This is a genomic window from Polaromonas sp. C04, assembly GCF_002002705.1.
Classification (GTDB): domain Bacteria; phylum Pseudomonadota; class Gammaproteobacteria; order Burkholderiales; family Burkholderiaceae_C; genus Rhodoferax_A.
In genome coordinates, this window is sequence record NZ_MUNS01000041.1 from 472,954 (window position 1) to 490,713 (window position 17,760).

Here is a 17,760-nt window from a genome sequence, read left to right on the forward strand (position 1 = left end):
GGCGGACACAGCATGAAGATATTGATCAAGAACGGCCGGGTCGTCGACCCCGCCACGAATTTCGATGAAATATGCGATGTGGCCATTGCTGCAGGCCGCATCATAGCTATTAAAAATGTAGCGGACAGTTTCTTGCCAAACCGGATTCTGGATGCGTCGGGCTGCGTGGTGGCGCCCGGCCTGGTGGACCTGGCCGTGCGGCTGCGCGAGCCCGGCCATGAGCATGAAGGCATGCTGGAGTCCGAAATGGCCGCGGCCGTGGCCGGCGGCATCAGCAGCCTGGTGTGCGCGCCCGATACCGATCCGGTGCTCGACGAGCCGGGCCTGGTGGAGATGCTGAAAATGCGCGCCGAAAAGCTGCACCAGGCCCGCGTCTTTCCGCTCGGCGCCCTGACGCGCAACCTGCAGGGCGAGGTGCTGACCGAGATGGTCGAGCTGACCGAGGCCGGCTGCGTGGGCTTCGGGCAGGCCGAGGTGCCGCTGGCCAACACGCAGGTGCTGCTGCGCGCGCTGCAGTACGCCGGCACCTTCGGCTACACGGTCTGGTTGCGCCCGCAGGAGCTGTATCTGGGCACGGGCGTGGCGGCCAGCGGCCCGCTGGCCACCCGCATGGGCCTGGCGGGCGTGCCGGTGGCGGCCGAGACGATTGCGCTGCACACCATCTTCGAACTCACCAAGGCCACCGGCGCGCGCGTGCACATTTGCCGCCTCAGCAGTGCGGCCGGCGTGGCCCTGGTGCGCCAGGCCAGGGACGAAGGCCTTGGCGTGACCTGCGACGTCAGCATCAATTCGCTGCATCTGACCGACACCGACATTGGCTACTTCGACAGCCGGGCCCGCCTGAACCCGCCGCTGCGCCAGCAGCGCGACCGCGACGCGATCCGCGAGGGCCTGGCCGACGGCACCATCGATGCCCTGGTGTCCGACCACACACCGGTCGATGAAGACGCCAAGGCGCTGCCATTTGCCGAGGCCGAGGCCGGCGCCACCGGCGTCGAGTTGCTGCTGAGCCTGGCGCTCAAGTGGGGTCAGGAAAGCGGCGTGGGCCTCACGCGCGCGCTGGCGGTGCTGACCAGCGAGCCGGCGCGCGTGCTGGGTACGGCACTGGGCACCTTGCAGGCCAGCGCCGGCCAGCTGGTGGCGGGCGGCGTCGCCGATGTCTGCATCTTCGACCCCCAGGACGAATGGACGGTGCGGCCCGAGGCGCTGTGCAGCCAGGGCAAGCACACGCCGTTTTCCGGTTACGCGCTGCCCGGGCGGGTGCGCTGCACCATCGTGGGCGGACAGGTGGCATTTGAACGTGCCGCCTAGAGCCGCCACGCTGCGGCCCAGCCCTGCGCAGCGTTCGCGGGCATGAACCAGCTCAGGGCGGGGTGGAAACTGCTGCGCGGGCTGGTTCATGTCCTGGCCGGCCTGTGCACCATCGTGCTGCTGTTCCCGCGCCTGTCCCAGTCGCAAAAAGATGTGCGCGTTCAGGCCTGGGCCCTTGAGCTGCTTGAACACTTTGCCATCAAACTGGTAGTTCGCGGGCAGCCGCCCGCCATCGGGCCGATGCTGCTGGTGTCCAACCACATCTCGTGGCTGGACATCGTGGTGATGCATGCGGCGCGCCACTGCCGCTTTGTCTCCAAGTCCGACGTGCAGGGCTGGCCGCTGGTGAGCACCCTGGCCAACGCGGCCGGCACGCTCTACATCGAACGCGCATCGCGGCGCGACGCGATGCGCGTGGTGCACCACATGGCCAAAGCCCTGCGCGCCGGCGACGTGCTGGCGGTGTTCCCCGAAGGCACGACCGGCGACGGCGGGCAGCTGCTGCCGTTTCATGCCAACCTGATTCAGGCGGCCATTTCAGCGCAGGCGCCGGTACAGCCACTGGCGTTGCAATTCGTCGACGCGGCCAGCGGCCGGCCAAGCCGTGCGCCGAGTTATGTTGGTGACGAGACGCTGGGCGGGTCCATCTGGCGCACGCTCAGTGCACGGGGCCTGGTGGCCGTGGTGTCGTTCGGCGAGCCGCAGCGGGCGCACGGCCGGGACCGGCGCGCCTGGGCGGCCGATTTGCGCGCGGCGGTCGCCGAGTTGCAGAAAATCCGGCGTTAAAACAGCGTCGCAAGACACCGGCGCCCTCCATGTTTTCCCTGATAGGCGAGGGGTTTCACCGCATGGTTCTTGACGTTGCTTCAAGCTTGGAGTGCTATAAAAAATATAGCTTATGGTGAATAACTGGTGCGGGCTACAGCCATTATTTTTTTAAAATCCGAATAAATGAGAGGCATTTTCCGATGTCGCCGAATGGCCCTCAACACGGCTGGATCGTTTGCATTCATATGATTGAAAGCGTAAGCTCGCCTCCCCGGAGTGCCGTGGGTGGCAACTCCTACAGAATCCAACCAGAAAGGATGCGCCATGTCGCCAAACCGTTCGCGCCTGCTGTTCAGTCTTCTCGCCGCCTGCATTGCCGCGGCTCCCGCAGGTGCGGCACTGGCCCAGGATGTCGTCCTGGGCGCCTCGGTGCAGTTGACTGGCCCGGTCGCCAACACCGGCCGCTATTACCGCGATGCCTATCAGCTCGCGATCGACAAGATCAATGCGGCGGGCGGCGTCAAAATTACAGGCCAGTCGCACAAGCTCGCGCTCAAGCTGTACGACAACCAGTCCGACGTGAACCTGAGCGTGCGCCAGTACACGCAACTGGTGTCGCAGGACAAGGTCAATCTGCTGCTGGGCCCGTTCGCCAGCAATTTCGCGCTGGCCGACTCGGCCGTGTCGGAAAAATACAAGGTACCGATGGTGCAGGGCGGCGGCGCGTCGGACCAGATCTTCGCGCGTAATTTCAAGTACGTCTTCGGCACGCTGGCGCCGGCCAGCAACTATTTTGGCAGCACCATCGACATGCTGAAGGCGCTCAAGACGCCGCCCAAAACCGTGGCGCTGCTGTACGCCGATGACGCCTTCGATGTGTCCGTGGCGGAAGGCACCCGGCCGATGCTGAAAAAGGCCGGCTTCGACGCGGTGATGGACGAACGCTACAGCAGCAACACCAGCGACTTCAATTCGCTGCTGTCGCAGATCAAGAGCAAGAACGTCGACGTGGTGCTGGTGGCGGGTCACGAAACCGAGATCCTGAATTTCGTGCGCCAGGCCAAGAGCCTGGCCGTGGCGCCCAAGATGTATTCATTCACGGTGGGTGTGCCGAGCGAGGACTTCCGCAAGGCCCTGGGCAAGGACGCCGACTATGCGTTCGGCATGACCGCCTGGCTGCCGACGCCGGCCCTGAAGGACCGCTGGTTTGGCGACGCCGAGCAGTTTGCCAAGGAGTACAAGGCCAGGTTCGGCTACGACCCCGACTACCATGCCGCCTCCGGCGTGGCTGACGTCGAAGCGCTGGTGCAGGCGATGGAAGACGCCGGCAGCATCGAGCCGCAAAAGGTGCGCGATGCGCTGGCCAAGATCAAGTTCGACAGCCTGTACGGTCCGATCGCCTTTGCCGCGAATGGCCAGATCAACTTGCCCCAGGTGGTGATTCAGGTGCAGGGCGAACACCTGGCGGAAATTTACAACGCCAAGGGATTTGTGAAACAGCCGAAGTATCCGATGCCGGCCTGGAACGCGCGTTAAGCCCCCAGCCGCTCGGAACTTCAGGTGGATCTGCTCGCACAAATCCTCGTCAACGGGACTCTCCTGGGCGGGCTGTACGCCGTGATGGCGCTCGGCCTGGCCCTGGTCTGGGGGGTGCTCAACATCGTCAATCTGGCGCATGGCGCCTTCATCATGGTCGGTGCCTATGTCTCGTGGCATCTGTACACCTACCTGCACATCGATCCGTTCCTGGGGCTGCCCATCACCGCCGTCGTCATGTTCGCGCTGGGCTACGCGCTGCAGCGCGGCCTGCTGAACCTGGTCGTGCGCGCACCGATGTTCAACACCCTGCTGATCACCTTCGGTCTCGAGGTGGTGCTGACTTACCTTGCGCAACTGGCGTTTTCGGCGGATTTCCGCACCATCAACCCGCCTTATGCCGGTAACAGCCTGGCCTGGGGGCCGGTGGTGTTGCCGGTGGCGCGGCTCGGCGCGTTCTGCATGGCGATTGTGCTGACGCTGGGCATGTGGCTGTTTTTGCTGCACACGCGGCTCGGGCGCGCGATCCGTGCCACGGCGCAGAACCTGGTGGCGGCGCGCCTGTACGGCGTCGAGCCGCGGCACCTGTACGCCGTGACCTTCGCCATCGGCATCGCGCTGGCGGGCGCGGCCGGCGGGCTGTATGGCACGGTGTCGCAGATCAACCCGTACATCGGGGCCTCGCTCACCGCCAAGTCGTTTGCCATCGCCATCATCGGCGGGCTGGACAACCCGCTGGGCGTCATCGTCGGTGGGCTGTTCCTGGGCATCGTGGAATCGTTGACCACCCTGTACATCGGCCCCACTTTCGCCGATGTCGCCAGCTTCGGCATCCTGGTGCTGGTGCTGATCGTGCGGCCCACGGGCCTGCTGGGGAAAACCGCATGAAGGCGTGGCACATCGGCTTGATTGGGGCCGCGGTGCTGGTGCTCGCTGGCGTGCCCTGGTATGGCTCGGACGTGCTGATCCAGTTCGGCATCAACGCACTGCTGCTGGCCGTGCTGGCGCAGGGCTGGAACATCATCGGCGGCTACACCGGGTACGCCTCGTTCGGCAATTCCGTGTTTTACGGACTGGGCGCCTACGGCGTCGCCATCGCCATGGTGCAGTGGCATTTGCCGTTCGAGGTCGGCATGGTGTTCGGTGTGCTGCTGGCGGTGGTTTTTGCCGTGCTGCTGGGGATTCCCGTGCTGCGCCTCAAGGGCCATTACTTTGCGATTGCCACACTGGCGCTGTCGCAGGTCATGGCAGCCATTGTTTCCAACATCCCTCTGGCGGGCCAGAACATCGGCCTGGTGTTGCCGCCGCTGAACAACGACCGGCTGTTCTACGAACTGTCGCTGGGCCTGCTTGTCATCGCCACATTGACCATCTTCTGGCTCACGCGCAGCCGCTTCGGCTTCGGGCTCATCGCGATTCGCGAGAACGAGGAGGGCGCGGCCGTGATGGGCGTGAACACCACGCTGTACAAGGTCATGGCGTTTGCGCTCTCGGGCATTTTCAGCGCGCTGGCCGGCGGCATCCACGCCTACTGGATCACCTTTCTGGACCCGGACAGCGCCTTTGACATCAGCCTGAACGTCAAGATGATCATCATGGCCGTGTTCGGCGGCGCGGGCACAGTACTCGGACCCATTGTCGGGGCGCTGTCGCTGTCGGCCATTTCCGAATTCCTGTCGAGCGAGGTGACCAGCATTGCCGGCCTGTTCTTCGGCATCGTGATTGTTGCGGCCGTGGTGCTGATGCCGCGCGGCCTGGCCGACATGCTGCGGCGCTTTCGGAAAACCGGCTGGCGCTATTTCAGCGAAAACATCCGGGCACACCGTCTATGACCGCGCTACTCGAAGTCCGCCACGCGACCCGGCGCTTTGCCGGGCTGGTGGCCGTCAGTGACGTCAGCTTCACGCTCGCGCCAGGCGAAATCCTGGGGCTGATCGGCCCCAACGGCGCCGGCAAGACCACGCTGATCAGCCTCATCAGCGGCACGCTGGCGCCGAGCGAGGGCGAGGTGCTGTTCCAGGGCGAATCGATCAACCGCCTGCCGGCGTTTCGCCGCGCGCGCTTAGGGATCGGCCGCACGTTCCAGATCATGCGGCCGTTTCCCGGCCTGTCGGTGCTCGACAACGTGGCGGTCGGCGCGCTGTTCGGGCGCGGCGGCGGCCAGGCGCAACTGGCCAAGGCGCGCGAGCAGGCGCGCAGTTGCCTCGAATTCGTGGGCCTGGGCAAATTCATAGCCCAGCGCGCCGATGAGCTCGGTGGCCCGGGCCGCAAGCGGCTGGAGCTGGCCAAGGCGCTGGCGATGCAGCCCAAGGTGCTGCTGTGCGATGAAGTCATGGCCGGCCTGAACCACGTCGAGATCGACGAGGTCATCGACGTCATCCGCAAGGTGCGCGACCAGGGCATCAGCGTGCTGGTGATCGAGCACGTGATCAAGGCCATCAAGAGCCTGTCGGACCGCCTGTTGGTGCTGCACCACGGCGAAAAGATCGCCGACGGCACGCCCGATGAAGTGCTGGCCAACCCGACCGTGGTGCAGGCTTATCTCGGAAAGAAACGCACATGAGCGCTCCAGCAGGTCGCACGCCCTTGTTGAAGGTCGAAAACCTTGGCGCCGGCTACGGCGGCATGCCCGTGCTGCACGAGGTGGCGCTGGAGGTGTATCCGGCGGAGATGGTGGCGCTGGTGGGCAGCAACGGCGCCGGCAAGACCACGCTGCTGCGCGCGCTCTCGCGCATGTTGCCCTGCACCGGCAGCATCGTCCTGAACGGGCAGGAGATCGCCGGCATGACGCCCGACCAGGTGTTCGGCCTGGGGCTGGTGCAGGTGCCCGAGGGGCGCCAGCTGTTCGACCGCATGACCGTGCAGGACAACCTGCTGATGGGTAGCTACCGGCGCCACGACAAGGCCGCCGTCGCGCGCGACCTCGACAAGATGTATGCGCTGCTGCCGCGCCTGGCCGAGCGCCGGCGCCAACTGGCCGGCAGCATGTCGGGCGGCGAGCAGCAGATGTGCGCGATGGCGCGCGCGCTGATGGCCGCGCCGGTGCTGATGATGGTCGATGAAATGAGCCTGGGCCTCGCCCCCGTCGTGGTGGACCAGCTGATGGAGGTGCTCGCCGCCATCCAGCGCGACGGCGTGACCGTGCTGCTGGTCGAGCAGGACGTGCAGCTCGCGCTATCGGGTGCCGACCGCGGCTACGTAATGGAAACCGGCCGGGTCGTGCACAGCGGCCTGGCGAGGGACCTGATCGATGACCCGGCGGTGCAGCAGGCTTATCTGGGGTTGTAGCGGTCGCTCTTGAAAAGATAGCGACTTGTGCAGGATGGATAAGGGCTTACGCGCTATTTCATGCTGAATGAAGCCAAGCCATGATGCCTGGTTTCCGGACAGGAATCGCGCGCGCAAGGGCCCTGCGCGCGGGGTCAGCGTTGCCGCGCCCCCACGCCGCTGACGGCCAGCAGCCCCAGCAGCACGAAAACGATACCGAGCAACTCCATGGCCGACGGCTGCTCATGCAGGATCAGCCACGCCAGCAGCACGCTGACGATCGGCACGCCCAGGCTGGACACGCTGGCGGCTGTGGTGGACAGCCGTTGCAGCACGATCGCCCATAGCCACCACGCCAGGCTCGATGCCAGCACGGCGCTGTAGGCGAGCGCGCCGATGAACGGCCAGTCCCAGTCGATCGGCCGCTGCGGCACCGCCAGCGCGACGAGGCCGAGCGCGGCGCCACCGATCAGCATCTGCCACGCGGTAAGACCCAGCACGGACACGCCTTGCTGCTGGCGGAACAGGCGCTTGCTCAGCACGGTGCCCGCGGCCCAGGCGGCACCACCGGCAATCGCCAGCGTGGTACTCAGGACGCTGCCCATGGCGTGCCACGGCGCGATGATGCACAAGAGCCCGAGCGCAGCCAGCACCAGGCCGAGCCAGTGGCGCGCACTCGGCTTGTCGCCGAGCAGCAGCCACGCCAGCAGTACCGCCCAGAACGGCATGGTGTAGGCCAGCAGCGCCACGTGGCCCGCGCCGCCACCCAGCAACGCCAGTTGTTCCAGCCCCTGAAACGCGGCGGTCTGGCACAGCCCGATCAACACCGTTGGCAACAGCGGTGGTGGCCGCAGGGATTGCCGGGCGAGCAGCAACACCGCAAACAGCCCCGCCGCCCCGAGCAGGTAGCGCAGTGCCGCAAAGTCGAGTGGCCCGGCATGCGCCAGCACCTGCTTCATCACGACCCAGCTGTACGCCCAGATCAAAATGGTGGCCAGCAGCGCAGACAGCGCGCCGCGCCGGGATGATGCAAGAGATGCCATGGGGCAATGTCGGGCTGGTGAAGGGTATGAAGGATGTCGTGAATCTGCTATGGGAAAAATAGCAAGCCACGCCCGATTGACAATGGCTTGAGGCTGGTTTCCCGTGTAACCCGGTGCCACGCCAGGCCCTGGTCCCCTCGACAGGAATCGGACCTGTATCTGGCGCTTAGGAGGCACCCGTTCTATCCATTGAACTACGAGGAGGCAGCCGGAATTGTAGGGCCAGCAGGCGTTTGGTTCGGGGCGCTCAGTCGTACGGCACCGTGAAAATCAGGTCGATCGCGCTTTGCTCGCCGGTCTGCGCGCGCAGGGTGAAGCGCCGCGACAGATCGTAGAAGATGGAGAAGGTGCCCACTGCGCCGGCCAGACTGCGCTCGTAGGCCACGTAGAAGCCGCGCGACAGCCGCTTGCCGAGCGTGACGGCCGCGGCGCTGCTGCTGCCGTCGGCGTTGCTGGCGGCGCCCCGAAACGACAATTCATCCAGGCCGAGGGACTGCGCCAGGCCGCCGGACAAGCCTTTGCCATTGCCGCCCAGGAGGGCCAGCGCAGCCTGCTGCAACATCACGGTTTCGGCGCCGCCTTCGGCGCCCGAATGGCCGAGCACCAGCCAGGCCAGCTTTTCCGCGTCGGGCAGGTCGGGGTCGGCGTACAGGCGGATGCGCGGCGACAGCGCCGTGCCGCCGATTTGCACGCCGACCCGCACCGTCAGATTCGGCCGGATCGCCAGAATGTCGAGCGCCGGGTTGTCATAGGGGCCGGTAAAGCGCAGCACGCCTTCTTCGATGTCGAGCTGCTGGCCATAGGCCCTGTAGCTGCCGCGCACGGTGCGCACTTCGCCGGTGAGCCGGGGCGGCGCTTGCGTGTTGCCGGCACTGGCGAGCTGCAGCGTGCCCGCGAGCCGTGTATCGAGTCCGCGGCCCTGCACGCGAAAGTCGCCGCCCAGGTCCAGCGTGATCGCCACGTCGGTCGCAAGGCGCGACCCGGGCGGGGCTGCGGCGGGTGGGGCGGCCGCGTTGTCGGGGCCGCGGGCGGCTCCCTGCGCCGCACTCTTGCCTGAGGATTTGACCACCACGTCGCTGCCCAGCGTCGGCGCCGTATCGTCGGGCACGACAAACAGCGCCTGATCGGCCTTGAGCGCGCCGCGGATCTCCAGCGTGGCGTCGCTCAACCCGGCTTGCAGTGTCCCCGAAACGGTCAAGCGCCGATCGGTGCGGGACAGGACGCGCAGGCCTTGCGCCTGGGCCTGCAGCGTCATGCGGATTTTGGACAGGCCGGGCTTCGCGGCAGTGCTGTCCGGCAGCCATTCGGCGAAGCCCTTGAGCGTGAGCTGGCCGCCGCTGCTGGTGCCCACGCTGGCGCCCTGCAGGCTGAATTCCTGGATGTCCATGCGTTGGCCGGTGAAGCTGGCGCGCAACTTGCCGTGGCTGAACTCGATGCCATCGACCACCGAGCGCAGCGCCAGGTCGTCGGCCGTCAGCGTGCCGCGCCATTGCGGCGATGCGCGGGTCCCGGCCAGGGCGACGTTGGCGTCCAGCGTGCCGCGCACGCGCCAGCCCGGCGGCGCCAGCACCGACCAGACGCCGACCTGCGGCAAGCGCGCCCGTACGCTGCCCGTCAGGGGCGCATCGGCCGGCCAGCGCCAGCCCTCGCCCGTGTGCGCGTTGCCGCGGCTGAGCCGGGTGGCGAAGTCGGCCTGGACCTGCCCCGCGCGCTCGCTGTCCCAGCGCAGGGCGCCGTGCAGGGCCTGGCCATCGGCCGTCACGGTGATGGAGGCTTGCTGCACGCCCGCGTCAATGCCTTGCAGCGCGCTGATGCTCCCTTTGACCGCGACATTTTCATCGGCCTGGACCCGGATGTCACCGCTGCGCCGCAACAGCGAGGCCCGCAGCTTGAGGGTGTCGGTGGCCTGCACATCCCAGTCCCCGTCAAACAACATCGTGCCGCGCAGGCCCAGCTTGGCCAATTGTTCGTTGCCGAGCAGGTCGAGCCAGGCCAGAGGCAGCGCGCGCAACTGGCCCTGCGTCTGGAGTTCGCTGTGAGACCCGTCAACACGCCAGCGCACGGGCTGCCAGCTGAGCGTGGCCGCGCCCGGCAGCGGGCTGCTCAAGCTGGCCTCGCCCGCGCCGAGCGTGCCTGCGCCGTTGCCGGGGCTCCAGCCGATGGTGAGCGGCTCGCGCAGCTGCACCGTCCAGTGGCCGGGTTGCGGGCTGTTCTGCGCCTGCAGCGTGGCCGACTGGATCCGTGCCTGCCAGTCGCCGTTGGTGCCGCGGCCGCCGGTGGCCCGGGTTTGCAGATTGAAGCGGCGCGTGCCCGTTTGCAGCCCGCCGCTGGCGTGCAGGTTCAGCGCGCCGAGGTGCCCCGCCAGATCGGCATTGAGTTCACTCAGGTGCAGCGCCTGCTCAGGCGTTTGGTCGGGAGCCCGCAGGTCCATCCGGGGCACGCGCAAGGCGGCCTGCAACGCCAGTTGCGCACCCCGGTGTTGCCAGCCACCCTGCCAGTGGCCCGTGAGCTCCCCGTGGCCCTGCACCGACGTGCTTGAGAGGGATGGGGGCAGGCCGGGCAGCTTCGCGAGCCAGCGCGAGGCCTTGTCGACATCCGCGAGGTGCAGCGCAAAGTCGCCGGCGCCCGCCTGCGCGCTGAGATGACCGGCGATATCGGCTTGCCCGCCCGGCAGGCTCAGGTGCAACTGGCCGCGGCTCGCCTTGCTGGCCAGTTGCACATCCAGCTGGCCTTGCAGCAGGGCGTCGTCTGTCTGCACTTTCAGGGTTTGCAGGCGCAGCGTGCCATCGGCCCATTGCCCCCCGGCTGACGCGCTGCGCAAGTGCAGGCCCTGCAGGCGTGATGCGGCGGGTTGCTTGCCCGATGGCTGCAACTGCGCGTCGAACGCAATGGCCTGGCCCACGGCCCTGGCGTCGAGCTTGCCGCCCAGCCGCGCGGCGGCCAGCGACGAGTACAGCGCCGCGGGGTTGATGTTTTGCAGCTGTGCGCTGCCTTGCCAGCCGGGTGCAGCGCCCGCCGTGCCAGAGCCGGCAAATTGACCCTGCATCTGCAGGCGCCCGCCGGCGAGGTCGGCCGCGAGCGATTCGATGCGCCACTGGCCGGCGTCGAAGCGGACCTGGCCCTGCGCGCCGTCCAGCGGCAGGCGGCCCTTGTCCCAGGGGCCGCTCAGCCGATTGGCAACGCGCCCCTGACCCCGCCAGCCGTTGCCGTCGGGCTGGACCTGCGCGCTTCCCGTCAGCAAGGTTTGGGGTGCCTCGGGCCACAGCACGGAGAGGTTCAAGTCGCTAAACGTCGCATCGGCGCGGGCCACGGGTTGCGTCGCCCAAGGATTGATTTGCGCTGACACCGTGGCCTGCATGGCTAGGCGGGCCGCGTTCCCGGTGCCGGGCGGGGCAGCAGAGGGCGCCGGTTGCAGCAGGGCCTGCACGTTCAGCAAGGCATCCGGGCCCGCGAGGTCGCCGCTCGCAGAGGCATCCGCCACCAGCGGCAAGGCCTGGGTGCTGCCCGGCACGGGGGCGGTCAACGTGCCGTGCACTTGCAGCGCCAGCGTCAACGGCGCGCGCGCCAGCAAACTGGCCTGGGCGCGGTACTGGCCGGCTGCCACCTGGACACCGTCCACGCTCAGTTCGTGGCGGCTGCCGTCGAACCGGTAGCGGCCCGCTAGATGGCTGGCCTGCAGCGCGGGCGAGCCGTTCCAGTGCAGCGCATCGATGGCAAAGGCCAGCCCGACCCGAAACGGCAACACGACGCTTTGCGGCGTTGGTGCGGCCGTCGCCGGACTCTGGTCGTCGATGCTGAGCTGCGCGATGTGCAGGGTGTCCAGCTGCAACCGCCGTTGCAGCAAGGCCGCCGGCTGCCAGGCCAGCTCGATCTGGCGGGCTTCGACGACCAGGCCCTTGCTTTCCCAGCGCAGGTGTCCGATGCGCCCGCCCCGGCGCACGGAGCCCTGCACCTGCTCGGCGACCAGAGTTTGCCCGGCCGGCAAATAGCGCGATGCCTGCTGCAGCGCGCTGGCCAGCGAGGTGTCGGTGCCGCTCCAGACCCACAGGCCCGACAGCAGGCCCGCCACCACGAGCAGCGGTGCCAGAACCAGCCATAGGATGATGCTGCGCAGCTTCATCAAAAGGTAAACCCCACGCTCAGGTGCAGACGCAGGCGCCGGACGGCCACGCCATACGCCAGATCGATCTGCAGTGGCCCCACCGGGCTTTTCCAGCGCACGCCGGCGCCGATGCCCACCTTGCCCCGGAGTTCGGCCGGTTTGTCGGCGACGGCGCCTGCATCGACGAAAACGGTGCTCTCCCAGTCGGTGAGCTGGTCGTTGACGGTGATGGGGTGCTGCCATTCAACGCTGCCCACCGCAAGGTAACGCCCCGCAACGGTCTGTCCGTTGGGCAAGGTGGTACCAATGCTGCGATAGTCGTAGCCGCGCACCGTGGTGCCGCCGCCGGTCAGGAACAGCTGGGTGCTCGGCAGATTGGCCTGCTCACGCGCCAGCACGGCGCCGCCCTCGGCCCGCAGTTCGATGCGCCCGGCGCGCATAGCTGCGGGGGTTCCGTCCTGGCTGCTGGCCAGCGGCACATAGCCCAGCCAGCGGATGTCTGTGCGCACGAACGGTTGCCGGTCTGCGCCCAGCGTGACGCCACCGCCCAGTTCCACCCCCAGCCCGTAGCCACGCGAGGGGAAGGGCAGGGCGTCAAAATTGCGCTGGGTCCAGGCGTAGTTGGCGCTGAGGGCCTCTGCCGTGGTGGGGGTACCCACATCGTTGGGCTGGGCCCGGTCGTATTGCAGGTAGTAGCTGCGGTCGATGCGCTCACCGCTTTGGGTGCGGCCCGCGCGCAGGCGCTGGCTGGTGACTTCAAAACTGCCCGACTCTTCCCGCTGCACCAGTGCCGAGGTGACCCAGCGCCAGTTGTCGTCGTCGGGCGGTGAGGTGAGCTCGGTTCCGATCGATTTGGTGACGCGATCGAGCGAGAGCTTGGAGACGGCGCGCCAGCCGATGCCGGGCAGCTGCTGGTTCGTATGCTCCACCGACAGACGCGCTCCGCTGTCGGTGCTGGCGCCGATGCCGAGCACGATTTTTTTCAGTTTGGCCTCGCGCACCTGTACCAGTACGGGCGCCGCGGCCGGGTCGCCCGTGGTGTCCAGCGACACCACCGCCGAGTCAAAATAACCACTGTCGGTCAGGCGTCGCTGCGCCTCGACCAGCCGGGTTTGGTCGTAGTCGGCGCCCGGTGCCAGGCGTGCCAGCCGCCGCACCAGGTCGTTGCCGTAGCGCTGCGTGCCGCTGATCTGCAAAGCGCCCAGCCGGTACAGCGGGCCGGAGTCGAGCGTTACGCTCAGGCGCGCGGTCTTCGTCTCGGGGTCGATGTCGGCGCGGGTGCTCGAGAGCCGGCCCACCGGATAGCGCCGGGTGGTGAGTTCGCGCAGCGCCTGCGTCTTGGCGGCGTCCCACGCCGCCTGCGTGAACGTCATGCCCGCGCCGAGCAGCCAGCCGGCCTGGATGGCCCGGCGCTGCGCCGCTGCCGCCTCGTCGGTCGCGATCGGGCCGGCGAATTCGAAGCTGACGCCGCTCACCCGGACCGGCTCACCGGGTTGCACCGTGATGACGACCAGGCGCGGTGAGCGGGGGTTGCCCCGCGTCTCGCGCAACTCCAGATGGATGTCGGGCGAAAAATAGCCCAGGGTGCCCATGAGCTCGCGCACGTTCGGCTCGGCCATGCCGACCAGGCGCGCCAGTTCGCTGTCGTCCAGATCGGTGAGGCTTTGGTAACGCCGCAGTTCAAGGTGGCGCAGCAGGTAGTCCTGCACGGGTTTGGGCGCCTGGACTTCAATCTCGAACGCGTGCGCGGTGCTGTCGCCGGCAGGTGCAGCTGGCGCCCCCTCAGACGGCAGCGTCTGTGCCTGCGAGCCTGCCGCAGCGACGGCCATCAAAATAAAAAAGGCTGGCACTAACACCAGCCTTTCGAGCAGTTTGCCCACCCAGCGCTTGATCATCCGGCTATTTTGACAGCAGGCGCATGGCCTCTTCGAGTCCCTTGAGGGTCAGCGGAAACATGCGGTGGTTCACCAGCTGCTGGATCACGCTGATGCTCTGGCGGTATTGCCACACGCCCTGCGGCTCGGGATTGATCCAGACGAACTTGGGGAAGGCGTTGGTCAGGCGCTGCATCCATTCGGCGCCGGCTTCCTCGTTGTTGTATTCCACGCTGCCGCCCGGTTGCAGGATCTCGTACGGGCTCATGGTCGCGTCGCCGATGAAGATCAGCTTGTAGTCCTTGTTGTACTTGCGGATGATGTCCCAGGTGGCGAACTTTTCGCTGAAGCGGCGCCGGTTGTTCTTCCACATGAAGTCGTACACGCAATTGTGGAAGTAATAGAACTCCATGTGCTTGAACTCGGTCTTGGTGGCCGAGAACATTTCTTCCACGCGCGCGATGTGCTCGTCCATGGTGCCGCCCACGTCCATCAGCAGCAGCACCTTGACATTGTTGTGGCGCTCGGGGCGCATCTTGATGTCGAGCCAGCCGGCGTTGGCGGCCGTCTTGCTGATGGTCTCGTCCAGGTCCAGCTCTTCCTCGTGGCCTTCGCGCGCGAACTTGCGCAGTCGCCGCAGCGCGATCTTGATGTTGCGCGTGCCCAGCTCCTGCTGGTCGTCGTAGTCCTTGTAGGCGCGCTGGTCCCAGACCTTGACGGCGCTCTTGTTGCGGCTCTTGTCCTGCCCGATGCGAATGCCCTGCGGGTTGTAGCCATAGGCGCCGAATGGCGAGGTACCGCCCGTGCCGATCATCTTGCTGCCGCCCTCGTGCCGCTCTTTCTGTTCTTCGAAACGCTTCTTGAGCGTTTCCATCAGCTCGTCCCAGCCCATCTTCTCGATCCTGGCCTTCTCTTCGGGGCTGAGTTCGAGCTCCAGGTTCTTGCGCAGCCACTCGAGCGGGATGTCCTTGGTGAAGTCGGCAATCAGCTCCACGCCCTTGAAGTAGGCGGCAAAGGCGCGGTCGAACTTGTCGTAGTGCTTCTCGTCCTTCACCAGCGTGGTGCGGCTGAGGTAGTAAAAGTCGTCGATCTTGTAGCCGCTGCCGTCCGCGTTGTCGCTGGCCGGCCCCACGACCCCCATCTGCAGGGCTTCGAGCAGCGTCAGGTATTCCTTGACCGAGATCGGCAGCTTGGCCGAGCGCAGGGTGTAGAAGAAGTCGATCAGCATGGTGCCTGTCCTCCTAGCGCGGCTTGTCCAGCAGGTACAGCAGTTGGGTACGCACTTCCGGCCACTCGCCGCTGCGCAGGCTGTACATCACGGTGTCGCGGATGCTGCCGTCGCGGCGCAGCGCGTGGCCGCGAATCACGCCGTCCTTGCGCGCGCCCAGGCGTTCGATGGCGCGTTGCGAGGCATGGTTGAAGTTGTCGGTGCGCCAGCCCACCACATGACAGTGCAGCGTCTCGAAGGCGTGGGTCAGCATCAGCAGCTTGCAGGTGGTGTTGACATGGGTGCGCTGGCAGCGTTTTGCGTACCAGGTCCAGCCGATTTCCACGCGGCGCACGGCGGGCAGGATGTCGTGGTAGCTGGTGCTGCCCAGCACCGTGCCGGTGGCTTCGTCCGTCACGGCAAAGGCGAAGCGATTGCCGGCCTCGCGCATGGCCAGCGCCTCCGCAATGTACTGGCGCGTCTGGCCCGGCTCCGGCACGGACGTGACGCGGATGCGCCAGAGTTCTCCATCTGCGGCAGCAAGGCGCAGGCCTTCTTCATGCTCCAGCGACAACGGCACCAACCGGATGCCGCGTGCCGCCAGCGTGGTGGGTTCCACGAATGCCATCTCAGTTCTCCGGGGCTTTCGGGTTGCGGGGGGCGCCGCGCCAGCGCCGCGTCAATTGCAGTCCAATGCCGCCACCCAGACCTACCAGCACGATGCCGAAAACGGTCGCGGTCTCATAACCCGGTGCCAGCGGGTCGAGGCCGATCACCCTGGCCAGGCCGTAGCCCAGCAGCGCGCCGGCGACAAAGCCGATGGCGTCCGACAGGCCTTCGATCCACAGCGACTTGTGCATGGCAGCGCGGGTGCTCAGCGGTTGTGCCGCTGCATGAACACCAGTTTCTCGAACAGGGTCACGTCCTGCTCGTTCTTGAGCAGCGCGCCCACCAGCGGGGGCACCGCCACCTTGTCTTCCTTGCTTTGCAGGGCTTCGAGCGGAATGTCCTCGGCCACCAGCAGCTTGAGCCAGTCGAGCAGCTCGCTGGTCGAAGGTTTTTTCTTCAGGCCCGGCAGGTTGCGCACGTCGTAGAAGGTTTTCATGGCGGCCGTGAGCAGCTCTTTCTTGAGGCCGGGGAAGTGCACGTCCACGATCAGCTTCATGGTGTCGGCGTCGGGGAACTTGATGTAGTGGAAGAAGCAGCGGCGCAGGAACGCATCGGGCAACTCCTTCTCGTTGTTCGAGGTGATGAACACCAGCGGGCGGTTTTTCGCGCGCACCAGTTCGCGCGTCTCGTAGCAATAGAACTCCATGCGGTCGATCTCGCGCAGCAGGTCGTTCGGGAACTCGATGTCGGCCTTGTCGATTTCGTCGATCAACAGCGCCACCGGCTCATCCGCCGTGAAGGCCTGCCACAACACGCCCCGAACGATGTAGTTGTGGATGTCCTTGACCTTCTCGTCGCCGAGCTGCGAGTCGCGCAGCCGACTGACCGCGTCGTACTCGTACAGGCCCTGTTGCGCCTTGGTCGTGGATTTGATGTGCCACTGCAGCAGCGGCATGTTCAGGGCCTGCGCCACTTCTTCGGCCAGCATGGTCTTGCCGGTGCCGGGTTCGCCCTTCACGAGCAGCGGGCGCTTGAGGGTGATGGACGCGTTGACGGCCAGCATCAGGTCCTGGGTGGCGACGTAGTTTTGGGAGCCTTGAAACTTCATGGGGTGTGCCGGGGCGAAGGTGTTGAATGGGGGTGGAGCTTGTGCCGCATATAATCGTTCGCTGATTACAGGCCCGAATTCTTACTGGATTGTGCGCGAAAAATGAACAAGTTGTTGACCGCCGTATTTGCCCTTGCTGTCGCTTGCGTGACCGCCACTGCCTCTGCCCAGGAAATCAAGGGCGATGCCGTGGCCGGCTCGAAAAAGGTGGCCATGTGCGTTGGCTGCCATGGCATTGCGGGCTACAAGACCAGCTTCCCCGAGGTCTATCAGGTTCCGAAGATCGCAGGGCAGGGTGCCCAGTACATCGTGTCCGCCTTGAATCAGTACAAAAAAGGCGACCGCAAATTTCCCAGCATGCGCGCCATCGCAGCGTCGCTGAGTGACCAGGACATCGCCGATGTGGCGGCTTACTACAGCACGCTGGGTGTGGTGGCCGGCGCCACACTGCCCGACAAACCCAGCATTGAACCCAGCCCGAAAGTGGCGGCTATCCTGGCCAAGGCCAATTGCATTGCCTGCCATGGCGCCAATTTTGCCAAGCCCATCGATCCGACCTACCCGCAGCTCGCCGGACAGCATGCCAGCTACCTGTACGTGGCCCTGAAGGAGTACAAGGAGGGCAACAACAACCCCCACTTCGGCCGCGCCAACGCCATCATGGCAGGCATTGCCAAGCAGTTTTCCGATGCCGACCTCAAGGCGGTGGCGGAATACGTGGGCTCCCTCGACGGCGACATCAAGACGGTGTCGGAATCCAGATTCATCAAGTAGCCGCGTCCCGCCGTCAGAAAAAAGCCCGCAGTAGCGGGCTTTTTTACGGGTCATCGTTGACCCCCGCTCCTGCCCTTCCCCCCAAAAGGGGAGGGAGTCAGGTCCGGCGGTTCTCTCAAGTGCCGCGCGGTCTTGCTCTTGCCCCTTCACCCTCTGGGGGA

At 66.3% G+C, this 17,760-nt stretch carries 15 protein-coding genes and 1 tRNA gene; 8 read left to right on the top strand and 8 right to left on the bottom strand.

All coding sequences use genetic code 11. The features are described from left to right. Positions 1-12 precede the first annotated feature (12 nt). The 7 genes from B0E49_RS18620 (at position 13) to B0E49_RS18650 (ending at position 6,903) form a co-directional block, all read left to right on the top strand. Positions 13-1,311 (top strand): dihydroorotase, encoded by a 1,299-nt coding sequence (locus B0E49_RS18620; RefSeq protein ID WP_077564065.1) that lies wholly within the window; start codon positions 13-15, stop codon positions 1,309-1,311. Between the two features lie 42 nt (positions 1,312-1,353). After that, positions 1,354-2,097 (top strand): lysophospholipid acyltransferase family protein, encoded by a 744-nt coding sequence (locus tag B0E49_RS18625; protein ID WP_077564066.1) that lies wholly within the window; start codon positions 1,354-1,356, stop codon positions 2,095-2,097. Between the two features lie 306 nt (positions 2,098-2,403). After that, positions 2,404-3,615, top strand: coding sequence for an amino acid ABC transporter substrate-binding protein (locus B0E49_RS18630; RefSeq protein ID WP_077564067.1), 1,212 nt, complete (start codon positions 2,404-2,406; stop codon positions 3,613-3,615). A 24-nt stretch (positions 3,616-3,639) separates the two neighbouring features. Next, entirely contained in the window at positions 3,640-4,503 is an 864-nt protein-coding gene (locus B0E49_RS18635; RefSeq protein ID WP_077564068.1) for a branched-chain amino acid ABC transporter permease, read from the top strand. Further along, positions 4,500-5,447, top strand: coding sequence for a branched-chain amino acid ABC transporter permease (locus B0E49_RS18640; RefSeq protein ID WP_077564069.1), 948 nt, complete (start codon positions 4,500-4,502; stop codon positions 5,445-5,447). Before B0E49_RS18635 ends, B0E49_RS18640 begins: the two co-directional genes overlap by 4 nt. After that, positions 5,444-6,178 (top strand): ABC transporter ATP-binding protein, encoded by a 735-nt coding sequence (locus tag B0E49_RS18645; protein WP_077564070.1) that lies wholly within the window; start codon positions 5,444-5,446, stop codon positions 6,176-6,178. Before B0E49_RS18640 ends, B0E49_RS18645 begins: the two co-directional genes overlap by 4 nt. Next, a complete protein-coding gene (locus tag B0E49_RS18650; RefSeq protein WP_077564071.1) occupies positions 6,175-6,903 on the top strand; it encodes an ABC transporter ATP-binding protein in 729 nt (242 codons plus the stop codon). Before B0E49_RS18645 ends, B0E49_RS18650 begins: the two co-directional genes overlap by 4 nt. Before the next feature lie 134 nt (positions 6,904-7,037). Here B0E49_RS18650 and B0E49_RS18655 read toward each other — a convergent pair whose 3' ends face one another. The 8 genes from B0E49_RS18655 to B0E49_RS18690 all read right to left on the bottom strand — a co-directional run bounded on the left by B0E49_RS18655 (position 7,038) and on the right by B0E49_RS18690 (position 16,825). After that, entirely contained in the window at positions 7,038-7,925 is an 888-nt protein-coding gene (locus B0E49_RS18655; protein WP_077564072.1) for a DMT family transporter, read from the bottom strand. A gap of 129 nt (positions 7,926-8,054) precedes the next feature. Further along, positions 8,055-8,129, bottom strand: a tRNA-Arg gene (locus B0E49_RS18660). Between the two features lie 43 nt (positions 8,130-8,172). Further along, a complete protein-coding gene (locus B0E49_RS18665; RefSeq protein WP_077564073.1) occupies positions 8,173-12,045 on the bottom strand; it encodes a translocation/assembly module TamB domain-containing protein in 3,873 nt (1,290 codons plus the stop codon). Continuing rightward, positions 12,045-13,922, bottom strand: coding sequence for an autotransporter assembly complex protein TamA (locus B0E49_RS18670; RefSeq protein WP_286138116.1), 1,878 nt, complete (start codon positions 13,920-13,922; stop codon positions 12,045-12,047). The genes B0E49_RS18665 and B0E49_RS18670 overlap by 1 nt, the downstream gene beginning before the upstream one ends. A gap of 4 nt (positions 13,923-13,926) precedes the next feature. Then, positions 13,927-15,129 carry a vWA domain-containing protein gene (locus B0E49_RS18675; RefSeq protein WP_077564074.1) on the bottom strand — a complete coding sequence of 401 codons (1,203 nt, stop codon included), beginning with the start codon at positions 15,127-15,129 and terminating at the stop codon, positions 13,927-13,929. Between the two features lie 13 nt (positions 15,130-15,142). Further along, entirely contained in the window at positions 15,143-15,736 is a 594-nt protein-coding gene (locus tag B0E49_RS18680; protein ID WP_077564075.1) for a GNAT family N-acetyltransferase, read from the bottom strand. A 1-nt stretch (position 15,737) separates the two neighbouring features. Next, positions 15,738-15,968, bottom strand: a complete 231-nt coding sequence (locus tag B0E49_RS18685) for a hypothetical protein (RefSeq protein ID WP_077564076.1) — start codon at positions 15,966-15,968, stop codon at positions 15,738-15,740. A 14-nt stretch (positions 15,969-15,982) separates the two neighbouring features. Continuing rightward, positions 15,983-16,825 (bottom strand): AAA family ATPase, encoded by an 843-nt coding sequence (locus tag B0E49_RS18690; RefSeq protein ID WP_077564077.1) that lies wholly within the window; start codon positions 16,823-16,825, stop codon positions 15,983-15,985. A 102-nt stretch (positions 16,826-16,927) separates the two neighbouring features. Between B0E49_RS18690 and B0E49_RS18695 the strand changes: the two genes are divergently transcribed. Next, positions 16,928-17,599 (top strand): c-type cytochrome, encoded by a 672-nt coding sequence (locus B0E49_RS18695; RefSeq protein ID WP_077564078.1) that lies wholly within the window; start codon positions 16,928-16,930, stop codon positions 17,597-17,599. Positions 17,600-17,760 lie beyond the last annotated feature (161 nt).